Origin of the sequence: Rhizobium sp. NLR22b (assembly GCF_019685295.1) — a bacterium.
GTDB lineage: Bacteria > Pseudomonadota > Alphaproteobacteria > Rhizobiales > Rhizobiaceae > Rhizobium.
In genome coordinates this window covers 37801-54549 of the sequence record NZ_JABDWM010000009.1, presented here as the reverse complement: position 1 = coordinate 54549, position 16749 = coordinate 37801, and the positions used below count along the sequence as shown (strand labels likewise).

The window sequence follows — 16749 nt, the reverse complement described above, 5'->3', positions numbered from 1 at the left end:
CTCCGGACGAGACATAGGGCCAAAGTGTTGCGGCCGCTTCTATTGGGCGCTTGTATCCCACCAGACCGGCAGCTGGTAACCGTAAAGCGGTACCGTGTCGGGATGGCCGATGCGCTTGCTGCGGGCAACCCATTGCTGGTCCATATGATAGAGCGGCAGCACGTAATGACTGGATAGTAGCAACCGGTCGTAAGAGCGCACCGCGGCAGTGAAATCCTCGTTCGAGCGTGCTCGCAATACGTGATCGATCAGCGTGTCGAGATCGGGATCATTGGCGCCGGCAAAGCTATCCTTGCCCTCCTGAGTGCGCGCTGCCGAAGACCAGCGGCCGAGTTGTTCGGTTCCGGGCGACAGCGACGAAGTATAGGACTTGATGATCATGTCATAATCGAAGCTGTTCGTCCGGCTCTGATACTGCGAATCATCGACTGTGCGAATCGAAGCAGCAATGCCGATCGTCTGCAGCGAACGCTGATAGGCGACGGCAAGCTTCTCCTGGTCGGCATTCTGCGTCATTATCTCGAAGGCGAGCTGGCGGCCGGAGGCGTCGACCATCTTGCCGCCCTGGATCGTATAGCCGCCCTGTTTCAATAATCCGACCGCCTGCTTCAGCACGTTGCGGTCACGGCCGGAGCCGTCGGTAACCGGCAGCTTATAGGTGCCGTCGAGAATTTCGGGTGCGATTTTGTCCTTGATCGGCCCGAGCAGCGCAAGCTCGGCCGCATTGGCGGGGACGCCGAAGCTCGAGAGTTCCGAGTTCTGCCAGAAGCTCTGCGTGCGCTTATAGGCGCCGGAATAGAGATTCCTGTTCGCCCATTCGAAATCGAACACCAGCGACAAGCCTTCGCGCACCCTCGGATCGGTAAAGATCGGCCGGCGAGTATTGAAGACGAAGCCGAGCATGCCGCTTGGCAGTTTCGGCGTGAACACATCCTTGATGACGGTCCCGGAGGTGGCGGCGGGGAAATTGTAGGCATTGGCCCAATGGCCGGGATTACCGTCAGGATAGAGGTCGATATCGCCCTTCTTGAAGGCTTCGAACAGCGTTGTGTCCTGCAGGAAATACTGAACCGTGATCTGATCGTAATTGTCAGTGCCGACCTTCGCGGGAATGTCCTTACCCCAGTAATTTGGATCTCGCTCATAGGTGATGCTCTCGCCGGGTTTCACCGTCTTCACCTTGTAGGGACCGGAACCGACCGGCGGCGTCAGCGAGGTGCGGTCGAAGGTTTCCGGATCGACCAAATGTTTCGGCAGCACCGGAAAAAGACCAAAAATCAGCGGCGTCTCGCGGTCAGCCTTCTCATTGAAAGTGAAGCGCACGCTGCGTTCGCCAACCTTCTCCATCTTAGCGACGACTTTTAAGCGTTCGGAATAGGGCACGCGTCCCTTGTCACGCATCAGCTCGAAGGTGAATATGACGTCCTCCGGCGTCACCGGCTGACCGTCGGACCATTTCGCCTTCGGATTGAGGTTGAACTGGATGAAGCTCCTGTCGTCGTCCCATTCGACCGTTTCGGCAAGCAGGCCGTAAAGTGTGAATGGCTCGTCACGGGAGCGCTGCATCAGCGATTCGTAGACGAGGTTTCCATATTCCGGATCCCACATGCCGCGCGCCGTCGTGCGCATGCTCTTCAGGATGAACGGATTGAGGTTGTCGAAGGTACCGACGACGCCATAGGTGATCTTGCCGCCTTTTTTCACGTCGGGATTGACGTAGGGAAGGTGCTTATAGTCAGGCGGCAAGGCCGGCTCGCCATGCATCGCGATGCCGTGCAGCGGCTCTGCGGCGACGGCGCTGCATAGCAAGGAGAGGACGACGGTGACGATGATCCGGAGCATTCGGCAATCCTTGATCCGCGAAAAATAAGTGCATGATTCATCGCGAGATTAGCATGGGGTCGACCGATTCCAACACGCAGGCGCGATTTCTTTGGCCTGTCGATGAAATTGCCAAAGAAAAGCTGGATATCTTGAACGCTGCGATGTAACAGGTGAACCCGAAGTTTCGGGGTCATGCATTTGCCTTATTTTTCCATGAGGTGGAGTGCCGAACGACCCGATGGTTGGGGTGGCACGTCGCTGCTCCGAACGGATATCAGGAGACGGAATTCGTTATGATGTTCAAGTCTGAAAAGAAAATGCGGGCAGCACTGTCCGTTCTGGCAGTGATGTTCGGCGCCGCTTCGGCTCCGGTCTCCTCCTTCGCCCAGGATGCGGCGGCACAGGGCCCAGCCCAGGGCGTCGGCTCGCCCAAGCTCGGCTGGTACAAGACCTGCAGCAAGCAGGAAGATAACGACGTTTGCGTCGTCCAGAACCTGATCCTCGCCAATGGCGGCCAGCTCGTCACGGCCGTCGGCCTTATCTCGGTTACCGGCAAGATCAACCGCAAGCTCCTGCAGGTTTCGGTCCAGAGCGCGCGTCTCATCCCGCCTGGCATCAGCATGCAGATCGACGGCGGCAAGGGGCAGAAGCTCGATTATGTCATCTGCCTGCCGGACAAGTGCACGGCTGAAGTTCCGTTGACCGACGCGATGATCGCCAGCCTCAAGAAGGGCAGCGACGTGGTCTTCACCTCGATCAACTTCCGCCGCGCTCCGAACCCGATCAAGATCTCGCTCGAAGGCTTCACCGGCGCTTATGACGGCGAACCGGTTTCCGAATCCAAGCTCGCCGACACCCAGCGTAGCCTGCAGGAAAGCATGCAGAAGAAGGCCGAGGAAACTCGCAAGAAACTGGAAGACGCCCAGAAGGCAGCCAAGGCGCAGTGATCCTGCCGCCATTTTGAATAGAAACCCGGCTTCAGGCCGGGTTTTTTTATTGGTAAGCCTCTATCTCCTCGGCCTTGAGCCATGGCTGTCTGGTTCGCACCGGCGATTTGCCCCTCACCCTAACCTCCCCGTTCTGACGGCGAGAGGGGACGTGCCCTGCGAGGCGTTGAGGGGGACCGAGAGCTTGCGGCATGTCCCGTCTACCCGCGATCGGGAGAAGGTGGCGGCAGCCGGATGGGGGGCCTTGCCAGCCAAAGCAAAAGAGAAATTGGCGGGAATTGTCAGCAGTTTAACCTGGCAACTGGATTTCGCGTCAAAAGAAAAGGCCTCGCTGGGAGAGGCGAGGCCTTGATTGACCGATCCGCACGTCTGATCTAGTGAGCGAAGCTCATCTTGGGCTTGAACTGCCCCGACGGCGCCTGATCGAAGATCTGGTAAATCTGCGGGTTGCGAAGCGGCGTGCCGCTTTCGTCGTTCACCAGGTTCTGCTCGGAGACATAAGCGACATATTCGCTTTCCTCGTTTTCGGCGAGCAGGTGGTAGAAGGGCTGGTCCTTGCTCGGCCGCACCTCGGCCGGAATGGAATTCCACCATTCCTCCGTATTCGCGAATTCCGGATCAACGTCGAAGATGACGCCGCGAAACGGAAAAACCTTGTGCCGGACCACTTCGCCGATACTGAACTTTGCTATTCTTTCTTTCATGGTACGACTTCCTTTCATCACCAAATTTGGTGATTGGTGCGGTGCAAATCAAGATTTTTGCACCAGCGCGTCACATGAACGTCATATCCTCCTTCTGCCGTTCATGACCGGGGAGGTGAAAGTCCCGGCGGACCGGGACTTTCCGTGTTACGGCCGATCAGGCCGAATAATACATGTCGTATTCGACCGGATGCGGCGTCATTTCGAAACGCATTACTTCTGCCATTTTCAGCTCGATGAAGGCATCGATCTGGTCATCGTCGAAGACGCCGCCTGCTGTCAGGAACTTGCGGTCCTTGTCGAGGCTTTCGAGCGCTTCGCGCAGGCTGCCGCAGACGGTCGGGATTTTCTTCAGTTCCTTCGGCGGCAGGTCGTAGAGATCCTTGTCCATGGCCTTGCCGGGATGGATCTTGTTCTTGATGCCGTCGAGGCCGGCCATCAGCATGGCGGCGAAGGCGAGATAGGGGTTGGCGGTCGGATCCGGGAAGCGGACTTCGACGCGCTTGGCCTTCGGGTTGGAGCCGAACGGAATGCGGCAGGAGGCCGAACGGTTGCGCGCAGAATAGGCGAGCAGGACAGGCGCTTCATAACCCGGGACGAGACGCTTGTAGGAGTTCGTCGACGGATTGGTGAAGGCATTGATCGCCTTGGCGTGCTTGATGATGCCGCCGATGTAGAACAGGCAGGTCTCGGAGAGGCCGGCATATTCGTCGCCGGCGAAAGTCGGCTTGCCGCCCTTCCAGATCGACTGGTGCACGTGCATGCCCGAGCCGTTGTCGCCGAAGATCGGCTTCGGCATGAAGGTCGCGGTCTTGCCGTAAGCGTTGGCCACCTGATGCACGACATATTTGTAGATCTGCATCTTGTCTGCGTTGCGCACCAGCGTATCGAACTTGATGCCGAGTTCGTGCTGGGCGGCGGCGACTTCATGGTGGTGCTTTTCGACGACAACGCCCATCTCGGAGAGCACCGTCAGCATTTCCGAACGCATGTCCTGGGCGCTGTCAACAGGCGGAACCGGGAAATAGCCGCCCTTGACGCGCGGGCGGTGACCGAGGTTGCCGGTTTCGTAATCGGTGTCGTCGTTCGACGGCAGTTCGGTCGAATCGAGCTTGAAGCCGGTATTATAGGGATCGGCCTTGTACTTGACGTCGTCGAAGACGAAGAACTCGGCTTCCGGGCCGACAAAGATCGTGTCGCCGATGCCTGATGCCTTGAGATAGGCTTCGGCCTTCTTGGCAGTGCCGCGCGGATCGCGGTTATAGGCTTCGCCGGAGACAGGATCGAGAATGTCGCAGACGATGACCATGGTCGACTGAGCGAAGAACGGGTCCATATGCACCGTTTCGGTGTCGGGCATCAGCACCATGTCGGACTCGTTGATGGCCTTCCAGCCACCGATCGAAGAGCCGTCGAACATCACGCCGTCAGCGAACATGTCCTCGTCGACGCTGGCAACGTCCATTGTGACATGCTGCAGCTTGCCCTTCGGGTCGGTGAAGCGCAGATCGACGAACTTGACGTCGTTTTCCTGGATCTGCTTCAGAATTTCGCTTGCGGTCGCCATTAAATACCTTCCTCCAATTTGTGATAACAATAGGTGGGCGCGATGACGCTATCGGACTTTGCGCGCTTGGCAAAGTGGTCAGATGGCATCGATGCCGGTCTCGCCGGTACGGATGCGGATAACCTCTTCGACATTGGATACGAAGATTTTGCCGTCGCCGATGCGACCGGTTTGAGCCGCCTTGCGGATCGCGTCGATGACCGCCTCGGCGTTCTCGTCGGCCAGCACCACCTCAACTTTCACCTTCGGCAGGAAGTCGACGACGTATTCGGCGCCGCGGTAGAGTTCCGTGTGGCCCTTCTGACGACCGAAGCCCTTGGCTTCCGTGACTGTGATACCCTGCAGGCCGACTTCCTGAAGGGCTTCCTTCACTTCGTCCAGCTTGAAGGGCTTAATGATCGCTTCGATCTTTTTCATGAGAAAATGTCTCTCCGCTTCTCCTGTTATGGCAGGGATGTTCCCGCTCGCGGATATGATGCAGATATCGTGCCAGTTTGAAATCCGTCTTATCGAAAAAAGACGTCGATTTTGCCGAAACCGGCGCGTCTGCGGGGAATTTGATGTCGATTTGGTGAACGGAAAGGTGGAAAAACATCAGCCATCGAAGAAAATTCGTCGCAATATCGAAAAACCCGGCTTTTCCTTCAGTTGCGAAAGCAGGTTGCGAGGCGATTAAATGATAGGCGAATGCATAAATTTCGATCTTCTTCGCGCCAATGCAGACGGTTGTTTTTTGTGCGTTTTTTGAATTGAATAGGCGGATGAGCAACCATCTCCCCCACCTTCTGGTAACGCCTGCCGAAATGAGCGCCATCGATGTGGCCGCGGCTGCTTCGGGAATCGATTCCTTCGGCCTGATGGAAAGAGCAGGGGCTGCCGCCGCGGCCGCCGCGCTCAGGCTTCATCCCGGGGCGTTGCGTTTCGTCGTGCTCTGCGGTCCCGGCAACAATGGGGGTGATGCCTATGTCGCGGCAAGGCATCTGCGAGAGAGCGGAGCGACCGTGGCGCTTTTCCATCTCGGCGATCCCACAAAGCTGAAGGCTGACGCTGCCCGCGCTCGGGCCGGCTGCGCGTTGAAGGGGCAGGAGCTCGGCCTATACCGGCCGGAAGCCGGCGATGTCGTCATCGACGGTCTGTTCGGAGTAGGGCTCGGGCGCGCGGTGCCGGCCGATGTGGTTGACTTGATCAAGCGCGTCGCCGAGGCCGGTATCGCGGTGCTCGCCATCGATCTGCCCTCCGGCGTGGATGGCCGCACCGGCAAGGTGCTGGGTGCTGCCTTCCAGGCTCGCAACACCATCACCTTCATGACCCGCAAGCCCGGCCATCTTCTGATGCCGGGCAGGGAGCTTTGCGGCGAGTTGGAGGTCTTCGACATCGGCATTCCCGCCCGGATCATCCGGGCTGAGGCGGGCGGCGCTATCGCCGAGAACACACCTGACGCCTGGAAGGGCGTGCTGCCGGCCGAGCAGCTGGAAACCCACAAATACAAGCGCGGTCATATGGTCGTTTTTTCGGGCGAGGCCGACAAGACCGGGGCTGCGCGCATGTCGGCGGTCTCCGGCCTGAAGGCCGGCGCCGGCCTGGTAACGATCGCCGCACCCGGTGCAGCGATAGCCGCCAATGCCGCGCATCTCACAGCCGTCATGCTGCATGCAGTCGACGACGAGGCAGATCTGGCAGAGTGGCTGTCCGACAAGCGGCTGCAGACCTTCGTCCTCGGCCCCGGCTTCGGTGTCGGCGCGAAAGCCCGCGGCTTCGTCACCGCGCTTGCCGATCGCCGGCTGGTGCTCGATGCCGACGGCATCTCTTCCTTCAAGGACGATCCGCAACAGCTTTTCGACCTGTTCCGCGGCGAGCCGCGTCTGGTGCTGACGCCGCACGAGGGCGAATTTTCGCGGCTTTTTCCGGATATCTGCGGCGACGAAACACTGGGGAAGGTGGACAAGGCGGTGGCGGCTGCCCGCCGCGCCAATGCCGCGATCGTCTATAAGGGCGCCGATACCGTCATCGCCTCGCCGGACGGGCGCGCGCTCATCAACACCAATGCGCCTGTCTGGCTTGCCACCGCAGGTTCCGGCGATGTGCTTGCCGGCATCATCGGCGGACTGCTTGCCCAGGGCCTGCCGACTTTCGAGGCTGCGGCAGCCGGCGTGTGGCTGCACGGAGAGGCTGGCCAGCGCGCCGGCAAGGGGCTGACGGCGGAAGAGCTCGCGGTCGAGGTCTTGCCGCTTTAGCTCGGGCTAAGTCCTAATCGCCTATTTCGCCAGCAACTGCTGCAGGGCGATCGCCCCGTGCGGCGCATTGACCTTGCCCTCGTGGATCATGAAGGCGAAGACGTCGCGCGGCTCCGCCTTCACCTGGCGCTTCCCGTCGATCAGCGGCAGATCGTCCGGGACCTTGCCCTCGGCCCAGGTCTCGAGCCGCTTTGCCCAGGCCTTCAGATCCTTATCGGGATAGCAGGTCGGGATATCGTCCGATCCCTTCTGCAGCCTGGCATAGACGAAATCGGCCGTCACATCGGCGATCATCGGATATTCGAAATGTTCGGCACAAACCGGCGCCACGCCGTATTTGGCAAGAAGAGCAACGAATTCCGGCACCTTGAAGGAATCATGCCGCACTTCGACCACGTGACGGAGCGCTAGCCCATCCTGTTTCGCCGGAAGCAGCTTCAGGAAAGCCTCGAAATCGTCCGGATCGAATTTCTTCGTCGGCGCGAATTGCCAGAGCAGCGGCCCGAGGTGATCGCCGAGCTCGCTGATTCCGGATGTGAGGAACCGCTCCATCGATTCACCGGCTTCCGCGAGCACCCGCCGATTGGTGACGAAGCGAGTGGCCTTCAGCGAAAAGATGAAACCCTCTGGCACGTCAGCCGCCCATTTGGCAAAGACCGCCGGTTTCTGTGTGCTGTAATAGGTGCCGTTGACCTCGATGACCTTCAACTGACGGCTGGCATAATGCAGCTCGTCCTTCTGTTTCAGGTCGGCGGGAAAGAAATGCCCGCGCCAGGGCTCGAAGGTCCAGCCGCCGATGCCGGTGCGGATAGTGCCGGATTTCGTCATGTCGTCCTCCCAGTTCGCAGCGGTCAGGCCGCATGAATCTCTTTCGTCATGTCGATCAGCGTCCATCCTGGCCGATAAGGGTTCGGTCGGCGACCCGTTTTCCGGAACCCGAAGACACTATAAAGCGCGATAGTCCGTTTGGAGATCGTCGGGCGACGCCAACCTCATCGTCATTCCGCCGCGACCGCCTTCTTCGCCGGCCGCCGCTCCAGCAATTCCTTCAGGAACTGGCCGGTATAGGAGCGCTTTTCCCTGACGATCGCTTCCGGTGTGCCGGTCGCGACGATCTCGCCGCCGCCATCGCCGCCCTCGGGGCCGAAATCGAGCACCCAGTCTGCCGTCTTGATGACTTCGAGATTGTGCTCGATCACCACGACGGAGTTGCCCTGGTTGACGAGCTCGTGCAGCATTTCCAGGAGCTTGGCGACGTCATGGAAATGCAGGCCGGTCGTTGGCTCGTCGAGAATATAGAGCGTGCGTCCGGTCGAGCGTTTCGACAGCTCCTTGGCGAGCTTGACGCGCTGCGCTTCGCCGCCAGAGAGCGTATTGGCCTGTTGGCCGACCTTGATGTAACCGAGGCCGACATCCTTCAGCGATTGCAGCTTGTCGCGCACGGCAGGTACCGCCGCAAAGAAATCGACGCCTTCCTCTACCGTCATGTCGAGCACGTCGGCGATCGACTTCTGCTTGAAGGTGACGTCGAGCGTCTCTCTGTTATAGCGCTTGCCGTGGCAGACGTCGCAGGTGACATAGACATCGGGCAGGAAGTGCATCTCGATCTTGATGACGCCGTCGCCCTGACAGGCCTCGCAGCGGCCGCCCTTGACGTTGAAGGAGAAGCGGCCCGGCTGGTAGCCGCGCGCCTTGGCTTCCGGCAGGCCGGCGAACCAGTCGCGGATCGGCGTGAAGGCGCCGGTATAGGTCGCCGGATTCGAGCGCGGTGTGCGGCCGATCGGCGACTGGTCGATATCGATCACCTTGTCGATATGCTCGAAACCGTCGATGCGGTCGTGGTCGGCCGGAATTTCGCGCGCGCCCATGACGCGGCGCGCCGCTGATTTATACAGCGTCTCGATCAGGAAGGTGGACTTGCCGCCGCCGGAAACGCCGGTCACCGCCGTAAAGACGCCGAGCGGGATCGAGGCGGTGACGTTCTTCAGATTGTTGCCGCGCGCGCCGACGACCTTGATCTCGCGACCCTTCTTCGGCTTGCGGCGCTCGTCCGGAACCGGAACGCCGAGTTCGCCCGAGAGATATTTGCCGGTCAGCGACTTCGGATTGTCCATGATATCCCGCGGCGTGCCATGGGCGATGACCTGCCCCCCATGGATACCAGCCGCGGGACCGATGTCGACGACGTCATCGGCCGTCAGGATGGCATCCTCGTCATGCTCGACGACGATCACGGTATTGCCGATATCGCGCAGGTGCTTCAGCGTGTCGAGCAATCGGGCATTGTCGCGCTGATGCAGGCCAATCGACGGCTCGTCGAGCACGTAAAGTACGCCCGTCAAGCCCGAGCCGATCTGCGAGGCGAGGCGGATGCGCTGGCTTTCGCCGCCCGACAGCGTGCCTGAATTGCGCGACAGGCTGAGATATTCCAGGCCGACATCGTTGAGGAATCGCAGCCGGTCGCGGATCTCCTTGAGGATCCGCACGGCAATCTCGTTCTGCTTGGCGTTGAAGGTCGCCGGCAGCGTTTCGAACCAGTCGCGGGCGACGCGGATCGACATCTCGGTCACTTCGCCGATATGCAGCCTGTTGATCTTCACCGCCAGCGCTTCCGGCTTCAGGCGATAGCCGTTGCAGGCCGGGCAGGGGGCGGCCGACATGAAGCGCTCGATATCCTCGCGCGCCCAGGCGGAATCCGTCTCCTTCCAGCGGCGCTCGAGATTGGTGATGATGCCCTCGAAGTTCTTGTGCGTCGTATAGGAACGGGCGCCGTCGGCGTAATGGAATTCGATCTTGTCGTCGGTGCCGTTGAGGATCACATCCTTGGCCTCGTCGGAAAGATCGTTCCAGCGGGTGCCGAGCTTGAAGCCGTAATGTTTGCCGAGCGCCTCCAGCGTCTGATTATAATAGGGCGAGGTCGACTTGGCCCAGGGGGCGATCGCCCCGTCGCGCAAGGTGCGCTCCGGTTCGGGCACGATCAGATCCGGGTCGATCTTCTGCTGGGCGCCGAGACCATCGCAGGTCGGGCAGGCGCCGAAGGGGTTGTTGAACGAGAAGAGGCGGGGCTCGATTTCCGGAATGGTAAAGCCCGAGACCGGGCAGGCGAACTTCTCCGAAAACAACACGCGCTCATGCGTTTCGTTCAGCGACTTGTTGGCCGAGCCGCCGGCCGACGTTTCCTCCGGCGGCAGCGGCTTGTCGGCGAATTCGGCGACTGCCAGCCCGTCGGCGAGTTTCAGGCAGGTCTCCAGGCTGTCGGCCAGGCGCGCCGACACATCGGGGCGCACGACGATGCGGTCGACGACCACGTCGATGTCGTGCTTGTATTTCTTGTCGAGAACAGGCGCCTCGGCGATTTCGTAGAACTGGCCGTCGATCTTGACGCGCTGGAAGCCCTTCTTCATCAGCTCCGCCAGTTCCTTCTTGTATTCGCCCTTGCGGCCGCGCACGAGCGGCGCGAGAATATAAAGACGGGTGCCTTCGCCAAAAGCGAGGATGCGGTCGACCATCTGGCTGACGGTCTGGCTCTCGATCGGCAGGCCGGTCGCCGGCGAATAGGGAACGCCGACGCGGGCAAAGAGCAGGCGCATATAGTCATAGATCTCGGTGACGGTGCCGACCGTCGAGCGCGGGTTACGCGACGTGGTCTTCTGCTCGATCGAGATGGCAGGCGACAGCCCGTCGATCTGGTCGACATCGGGCTTCTGCATCATTTCGAGGAACTGCCGGGCATAGGCCGACAGGCTTTCGACATAGCGCCGCTGGCCCTCGGCATAGATAGTGTCGAAGGCGAGCGAGGATTTGCCCGAGCCCGACAGACCGGTCATGACGATCAGCTTGTTGCGCGGCAGATCGAGATCGATGCTCTTCAGATTATGCTCGCGCGCGCCGCGGATGGAGATCGTCTTCAGTTCGCTCATCGTCTCTGCTTTGGTTTTCTGGGTAACAGCCCTTATTTAGTGATGCCGGCGGGCGAGTCGAGGCTGAATATCCGGGAAGCTTCAAGGTTTTCGATTCTGTTGACAGGATCATACGGATAAACTAGAACAAATAAAGAACAAAATTCCTGATGAATGCATGCGGCTTTCTGATGGATAAACATGTGGATGAACGACCGTTTACGCGCATTGGCGGTCCGCGATGGTTTAAGGTGCGCTGATCGATTAACGCCGCCGGGCAGGGCGGCAGGCAGGGTGAGAAGCATGGCTGGTAGCGTGAACAAGGTAATTCTGGTTGGAAACGTGGGTGCAGATCCCGAAATCCGCCGCACTCAGGATGGCCGGCCGATCGCCAATCTCCGTATCGCGACCTCGGAGACCTGGCGCGACCGCAATTCCGGCGAACGCCGCGAAAAGACCGAATGGCACACTGTCGTCGTCTTCAACGAAGGCCTCTGCAAGGTCGTCGAGCAATATGTGAAGAAGGGCGCCAAGCTCTATATCGAAGGCCAGCTGCAGACCCGCAAATGGCAGGACCAGCAGGGCCAGGACCGTTATTCGACGGAAGTGGTGCTGCAGGGCTTCAATTCGACGCTGACCATGCTGGATGGACGCGGCGAGGGCGGCGGTGCGAGCTCCGGCTTCGGCGGCGGCCGCGGCGGCAGCAGCAACAATGATTACGGCGACGATTACGGAGCCCCGGCGTCGTCCTCATCGTCGAACCGCGGCGGTGGCGGAGGCAACTTCTCGCGCGATCTCGACGACGACATCCCGTTCTGATCGATCGCGGTTCCTGACTTTATAAGCAGCTGAGAGCATGGTGTCCTGAGCGGCACCATGCTCTCTCTGCTTTCCGACTGCAATTGCTTCAGTCGGCGCCTTGTCAGTGCGGCGTCGCGCTGATCAGATTGAGCGCCGATTTTGCCCCGTCGACGACGAATTGCGCCGCAAGCGCGGCGAGGATGACGCCGAGCAGCCGTGTCAGGATTGCCCGGCCGGTGACGCCAAGGAAACGGTCGAGCCGTTCGGCGACGAGCAGCATGACGAAGGTCAGCAGCAGATTGGCGGCAAGGACGCCGATCAGTTGCAACTTTCCGATCGAGGTCGCGAGCGTCCCGGCAAGCAGGATCGTCGCCGAGATCGCCCCAGGGCCGGCGATCAGCGGCAAGGCGAGGGGAAAGACGGCGACATTTTCGATATGATCCTTGGTGATCGCCACCTCGGTCGCCTTCTCCTTGCGGTCCTGCCGCTTCTCGAAGACCATTTCGAAGGCAATCCAGAAGAGCAGCAGCCCGCCGGCGATGCGGAAGGCGCCGATCGAGATGCCGAGCACGCCGAGCACGCCGGCGCCGAACAGCGCAAAGACCGCGAGGATGATGAAGGCGATCGTCGAACCGCGCAGCGCCACCTGCGTGCGCTGGGCTCTGCTCATGCCGGTTGTCAACCCCAGGAACAGCGGCGCCAGCCCTGGGGGATCGATGGTGACGAGAAGCGTCGTGAAGGCGTTGATCAATTGGTCGGCGCTTGCCATCGTCTCTCCCAAAGCCCATATGGGTGTGTGATTTACTGCGATTGTGAAGCTGGGATTTGGATTTGGCAAATGTGCCGCGGCGGCCTGCGGCGGATTTGTCCGGTCCGGCCGCACAACTCCGGTGCTTTACCCTTTTTCGGCCGCAAAAGCCTGTTCAAAACGCGCTCAGAAATTGGCGCGGGAACAGGCTTTCCGCTATAAATCTTCAAGTGATTCTAGAAGAGATCGTGATCTGTTTTGACTGAGCAAACACCCCCCGGCGGCGGGAAGCTCCCGCCAGGCATCGAGCCCATCTCCATCATGGAGGAAATGCAGCGGTCGTATCTCGATTACGCCATGAGCGTCATCGTCAGCCGCGCGTTGCCCGACGTGCGCGACGGCCTGAAGCCCGTCCACCGGCGCATCCTCTACGGCATGTCCGAGCTCGGCATCGACTGGAACAAGAAATACGTCAAATGCGCCCGCGTTACCGGCGACGTGATGGGTAAATACCATCCGCACGGCAACGCTGCGATCTATGATGCGCTCGCCCGCATGGCGCAGCCCTGGTCGCTCAGGCTGCCGCTGATCGACGGTCAGGGCAATTTCGGCTCCGTCGACGGCGATCCGCCGGCGGCCGAACGATACACCGAGTGCCGCCTGGAAAAGGCTGCTCATTCGCTGCTCGACGATCTCGACAAGGAAACCGTCGATTTCCGCGACAACTATGACGGCACGCTCTCTGAGCCGGTCGTGGTTCCCGCCAAGTTCCCGAACCTGCTCGTCAACGGCGCCGGCGGCATCGCCGTCGGCATGGCCACCAATATTCCGCCGCACAACCTCTCCGAAGTGATCGACGGCTGCATCGCGCTGATCAACGATCCGGCGATCGAGCTGCCGGAACTGATGCAGATCATTCCCGGCCCTGACTTCCCCACGGGCGCCAAGATCCTCGGCCGTGCCGGTATCCGCTCGGCCTACGAGACCGGCCGTGGCTCCGTCATCATGCGTGGCGTCGCCACCATCGAGCCGATGCGCGGCGACCGCGAGCAGATCATCATCACCGAAATTCCCTACCAGGTGAACAAGGCGACGATGATCGAGAAGATGGCCGAGTTGGTGCGTGAAAAGCGCATCGAGGGCATCTCCGACTTGCGCGACGAATCCGACCGCCAAGGCTATCGCGTCGTCATCGAATTGAAGCGCGACGCCAATGCCGAGGTCATCCTCAATCAGCTTTATCGCTACACGCCGCTGCAGACCTCCTTCGGCTGCAACATGGTGGCGCTGAACGGCGGCAAGCCGGAGCAGCTGACCCTGCTCGACATGCTGCGCGCCTTCGTCTCTTTCCGCGAGGAAGTCGTTAGCCGGAGAACGAAGTTCCTGCTGCGCAAGGCGCGCGAGCGCGCGCACGTCTTGGTTGGCCTCGCGATCGCCGTCGCCAATATCGACGAAGTCATCCGCGTCATTCGCCAGGCGCCCGATCCGCAGTCGGCCCGCGAAGAGCTGATGACGCGCCGCTGGCCGGCCGAAGATGTCGAAAGCCTGATCCGTCTGATCGACGATCCGCGCCACCGCATCAACGACGACCTCACCTACAACCTCTCCGAGGAGCAGGCGCGCGCCATTCTCGAGCTGCGCCTTGCCCGCCTGACTGCACTCGGCCGTGACGAAATCGGTGATGAACTCAATAAGATAGGCGAGGAAATCCGGGATTACCTCGATATTCTTTCCTCGCGTGTGCGCATCCAGACCATCGTCAAGGACGAACTGTCCGCCGTCCGCGACGAGTTCGGCACGCCACGCCGCACCGAGATCGTCGATGGCGGCCTCGAAATGGACGACGAGGATCTGATCGCCCGCGAGGATATGGTCGTCACCGTCTCGCATCTTGGTTACATCAAGCGCGTGCCGCTGACCACCTACCGTGCCCAGCGCCGCGGCGGCAAGGGCCGCTCCGGCATGACCACCCGCGACGAAGATTTCGTTAGCCGGCTATTCGTGGTCAACACCCATACGCCAGTCCTGTTCTTCTCCTCCCGCGGCATCGTCTATAAGGAGAAGGTCTGGCGACTGCCGATCGGCACGCCGACCTCGCGCGGCAAGGCGCTGATCAACATGCTGCCGCTCGAACCCGGCGAGCGCATCACCACCATCCTGCCCTTGCCCGAGGACGAGGCGAGCTGGGATAATCTCGACGTCATGTTCTCGACGACGCGCGGTACGGTTCGCCGCAACAAGCTGTCGGACTTCGTTCAGGTCAACCGCAACGGCAAGATCGCCATGAAGCTGGAAGAGGAGGGCGATGAAATCCTCTCCGTCGAGACTTGCACCGAGCGGGACGACGTTCTTTTGACCACGGCGCTCGGCCAGTGCATCCGCTTCTCGGTCGACGATGTCCGCGTCTTTGCCGGCCGCAACTCGATCGGGGTGCGCGGCATCAATCTCGGCGAGGGCGACCGCATCATCTCGATGACGATCGTCGGCCATGTCGATGCCGAGCCATGGGAACGGGCCGCCTACCTCAAGCGCTCTGCCGCCGAACGCCGGGCGATAGGCGTTGATGAAGAGGATATCGCTCTCGTCGGAGAGGAGGTCACCGAGGAGGGACAGCTCTCCGACGAACGCTACGAGGAGCTGAAGGCACGCGAACAGTTCGTGCTCACCGTCTCCGAAAAGGGCTTCGGCAAGCGTTCGTCCTCTTACGATTTCCGTATCTCCGGCCGCGGCGGTAAGGGCATCCGCGCTACCGATACGTCGAAAACCGGCGAGATCGGCGAACTGGTTGCAGCCTTCCCGGTCGATGACGGCGATCAGATCATGCTCGTCTCTGATGGCGGTCAGCTCATCCGTGTGCCGGTCGGCGGCATCCGCATCGCCAGCCGCGCCACCAAGGGCGTCACCATCTTCTCGACGGCCAAGGACGAGAAGGTCGTCTCGGTCGAGCGCATCAGTGAGCCGGAGGAGGATGAGACGGAAGGGGCCGTCGAAGGCGCCGATGAGACGCCGGTCGCCGATGGTGATCCGGGCGGTGCTGCCGAAGAATAATCGAATGAACGGGGCGGCTTCGAGCCGCCCTTTTCTGTTAGAGCCCGGCTTTCAGGCTGAAGCATTCAGTTGGCTCACTCACTGGCCAAGAAAAAAAGCCGGACGCTGGGTGCATCCGGCTTTGAAAGCCCCAGGAGCGGAACGGTGCCGCTCATGGGAGGGAAAGAGAGGAATGTCAGAACGCGCTATGCTTTTCGTTCAGCGCCTTCACCTCTTCGCCTTCACGCCGCAGCGCTGATATCGTCGAGGCCACAGACACGATGAACATGACGCTGATGAGGGCGGTGAGCACTGTCAAGATCGTGAACATAGGCATTCCTTTCCTGGGGAGTTGCGTACTCGCTCCTCAGTACTGGCCCAGTACGGCCGTGCGAGCCGAAGCATAAGGGCCATAAACTTTGGAGGCATCGACCTTCTGGTCATAAAGAGCGACAGTTGCGGTGAGCATGCCCGTGACCATGACCATCCAGAGCACGTTAATCATCGTAATCTTGCCGGGCATTATTAGTCCTTCCTGCCGCGCTTTGACGCATTTCTGTGTCGGTTGAGTGAACGCATCCGTTTAAAAATGGTTCCGCCGGATGTTGAGCGGGTGTTTACCAATGGCGATCTGAAGCATCCTTGAATGTCTCGTTCATCTGGCGTTCAGATTCGAAATCCGATTTTTTCTCGCAGCCGACCCTCATTTCCGCGCAGGCGGCCTTGGGCGCGTACAATCGCCGCATGTTCGGCAAGCTCCGGCCGCACCCAGTTCACCTCGTAGCGATCGGCGAAGTAGCCATACGCCATCTCGGCGGCGAGGGAGAAAACAATGGCAAGCGCAACGAGCACGATCAGCATGGATTTCGATCTTTTGGGAGCGCCGGCTGCCGGAATGGCATCGGCTTTGTTGATGATCCGAGTTAAACAGATCCCGCCTGAAACGGCCTTGAATGGCATGTTCATCCGTTGTTCAGCCGAGCGGCGCGGCCGGGTAA

15 protein-coding genes and 1 pseudogene are annotated in these 16749 nt (G+C 60.4%); 4 read left to right on the top strand and 12 right to left on the bottom strand.

Going from position 1 to position 16749, the window contains the following annotated elements:
- Positions 1-39 precede the first annotated feature (39 nt).
- Positions 40-1842, bottom strand: coding sequence for an extracellular solute-binding protein (locus HJC00_RS16135; RefSeq protein WP_221164351.1), 1803 nt, complete (start codon positions 1840-1842; stop codon positions 40-42).
- Positions 1843-2117: 275 nt separating this feature from the next.
- Between HJC00_RS16135 and HJC00_RS16130 the strand changes: the two genes are divergently transcribed.
- Complete coding sequence (locus HJC00_RS16130) at positions 2118-2771, top strand: invasion associated locus B family protein (protein ID WP_210631376.1); 654 nt, start codon at positions 2118-2120, stop codon at positions 2769-2771.
- Positions 2772-3145: 374 nt separating this feature from the next.
- Here the strand turns inward: HJC00_RS16130 and hspQ are convergent, their stop codons facing one another.
- From hspQ to HJC00_RS16110, 4 genes are all read right to left on the bottom strand, one after another.
- Positions 3146-3475, bottom strand: coding sequence for a heat shock protein HspQ (hspQ, locus tag HJC00_RS16125; protein WP_210631375.1), 330 nt, complete (start codon positions 3473-3475; stop codon positions 3146-3148).
- Between the two features lie 157 nt (positions 3476-3632).
- Positions 3633-5042: a type I glutamate--ammonia ligase gene (gene glnA, locus HJC00_RS16120; protein ID WP_210631374.1), complete on the bottom strand. Its 1410-nt coding sequence runs from the start codon at positions 5040-5042 to the stop codon at positions 3633-3635.
- Between the two features lie 78 nt (positions 5043-5120).
- A complete protein-coding gene (locus HJC00_RS16115) occupies positions 5121-5459 on the bottom strand; it encodes a P-II family nitrogen regulator (RefSeq protein WP_003539626.1) in 339 nt (112 codons plus the stop codon).
- Positions 5434-5811 carry a hypothetical protein gene (locus HJC00_RS16110; protein WP_210631723.1) on the bottom strand — a complete coding sequence of 126 codons (378 nt, stop codon included), beginning with the start codon at positions 5809-5811 and terminating at the stop codon, positions 5434-5436. Before HJC00_RS16110 ends, HJC00_RS16115 begins: the two co-directional genes overlap by 26 nt.
- On the opposite strand from HJC00_RS16110, the gene HJC00_RS16105 reads away from it, so the two are divergent.
- Positions 5804-7276, top strand: a complete 1473-nt coding sequence (locus HJC00_RS16105) for an NAD(P)H-hydrate dehydratase (RefSeq protein WP_221164350.1) — start codon at positions 5804-5806, stop codon at positions 7274-7276. The two genes, HJC00_RS16110 and HJC00_RS16105, sit on opposite strands and share 8 nt — an antisense overlap.
- Before the next feature lie 21 nt (positions 7277-7297).
- On the opposite strand, the gene HJC00_RS16100 is transcribed toward HJC00_RS16105, so the two are convergent.
- The 3 genes and pseudogenes from HJC00_RS16100 to uvrA form a co-directional block, all read right to left on the bottom strand.
- Complete coding sequence (locus HJC00_RS16100) at positions 7298-8104, bottom strand: DUF72 domain-containing protein (protein ID WP_221155068.1); 807 nt, start codon at positions 8102-8104, stop codon at positions 7298-7300.
- A gap of 23 nt (positions 8105-8127) precedes the next feature.
- Positions 8128-8244, bottom strand: a pseudogene (locus HJC00_RS32620) (GNAT family N-acetyltransferase); the annotation flags it as partial.
- Between the two features lie 30 nt (positions 8245-8274).
- Positions 8275-11196: an excinuclease ABC subunit UvrA gene (gene uvrA / locus HJC00_RS16095; RefSeq protein WP_210631371.1), complete on the bottom strand. Its 2922-nt coding sequence runs from the start codon at positions 11194-11196 to the stop codon at positions 8275-8277.
- 282 nt (positions 11197-11478) lie between these two features.
- Between uvrA and HJC00_RS16090 the strand changes: the two genes are divergently transcribed.
- Complete coding sequence (locus HJC00_RS16090; protein ID WP_210631370.1) at positions 11479-11994, top strand: single-stranded DNA-binding protein; 516 nt, start codon at positions 11479-11481, stop codon at positions 11992-11994.
- A gap of 103 nt (positions 11995-12097) precedes the next feature.
- On the opposite strand, the gene HJC00_RS16085 is transcribed toward HJC00_RS16090, so the two are convergent.
- Positions 12098-12745 carry a MarC family protein gene (locus tag HJC00_RS16085; RefSeq protein ID WP_210631369.1) on the bottom strand — a complete coding sequence of 216 codons (648 nt, stop codon included), beginning with the start codon at positions 12743-12745 and terminating at the stop codon, positions 12098-12100.
- Positions 12746-12982: 237 nt separating this feature from the next.
- Here HJC00_RS16085 and gyrA point away from each other — a divergent pair, with 237 nt between their 5' ends.
- Positions 12983-15772 (top strand): DNA gyrase subunit A, encoded by a 2790-nt coding sequence (gene gyrA / locus HJC00_RS16080; RefSeq protein WP_221146608.1) that lies wholly within the window; start codon positions 12983-12985, stop codon positions 15770-15772.
- Between the two features lie 175 nt (positions 15773-15947).
- Here the strand turns inward: gyrA and HJC00_RS32615 are convergent, their stop codons facing one another.
- The 3 genes from HJC00_RS32615 to HJC00_RS16070 form a co-directional block, all read right to left on the bottom strand.
- Positions 15948-16082 (bottom strand): hypothetical protein, encoded by a 135-nt coding sequence (locus tag HJC00_RS32615; protein ID WP_010056528.1) that lies wholly within the window; start codon positions 16080-16082, stop codon positions 15948-15950.
- Between the two features lie 36 nt (positions 16083-16118).
- Positions 16119-16274, bottom strand: a complete 156-nt coding sequence (locus tag HJC00_RS16075; protein WP_210631367.1) for a hypothetical protein — start codon at positions 16272-16274, stop codon at positions 16119-16121.
- A gap of 143 nt (positions 16275-16417) precedes the next feature.
- On the bottom strand, positions 16418-16717 hold the full coding sequence (locus HJC00_RS16070) for a hypothetical protein (RefSeq protein ID WP_210631366.1): 300 nt from the start codon (positions 16715-16717) through the stop codon (positions 16418-16420).
- Positions 16718-16749: the final 32 nt, after the last annotated feature.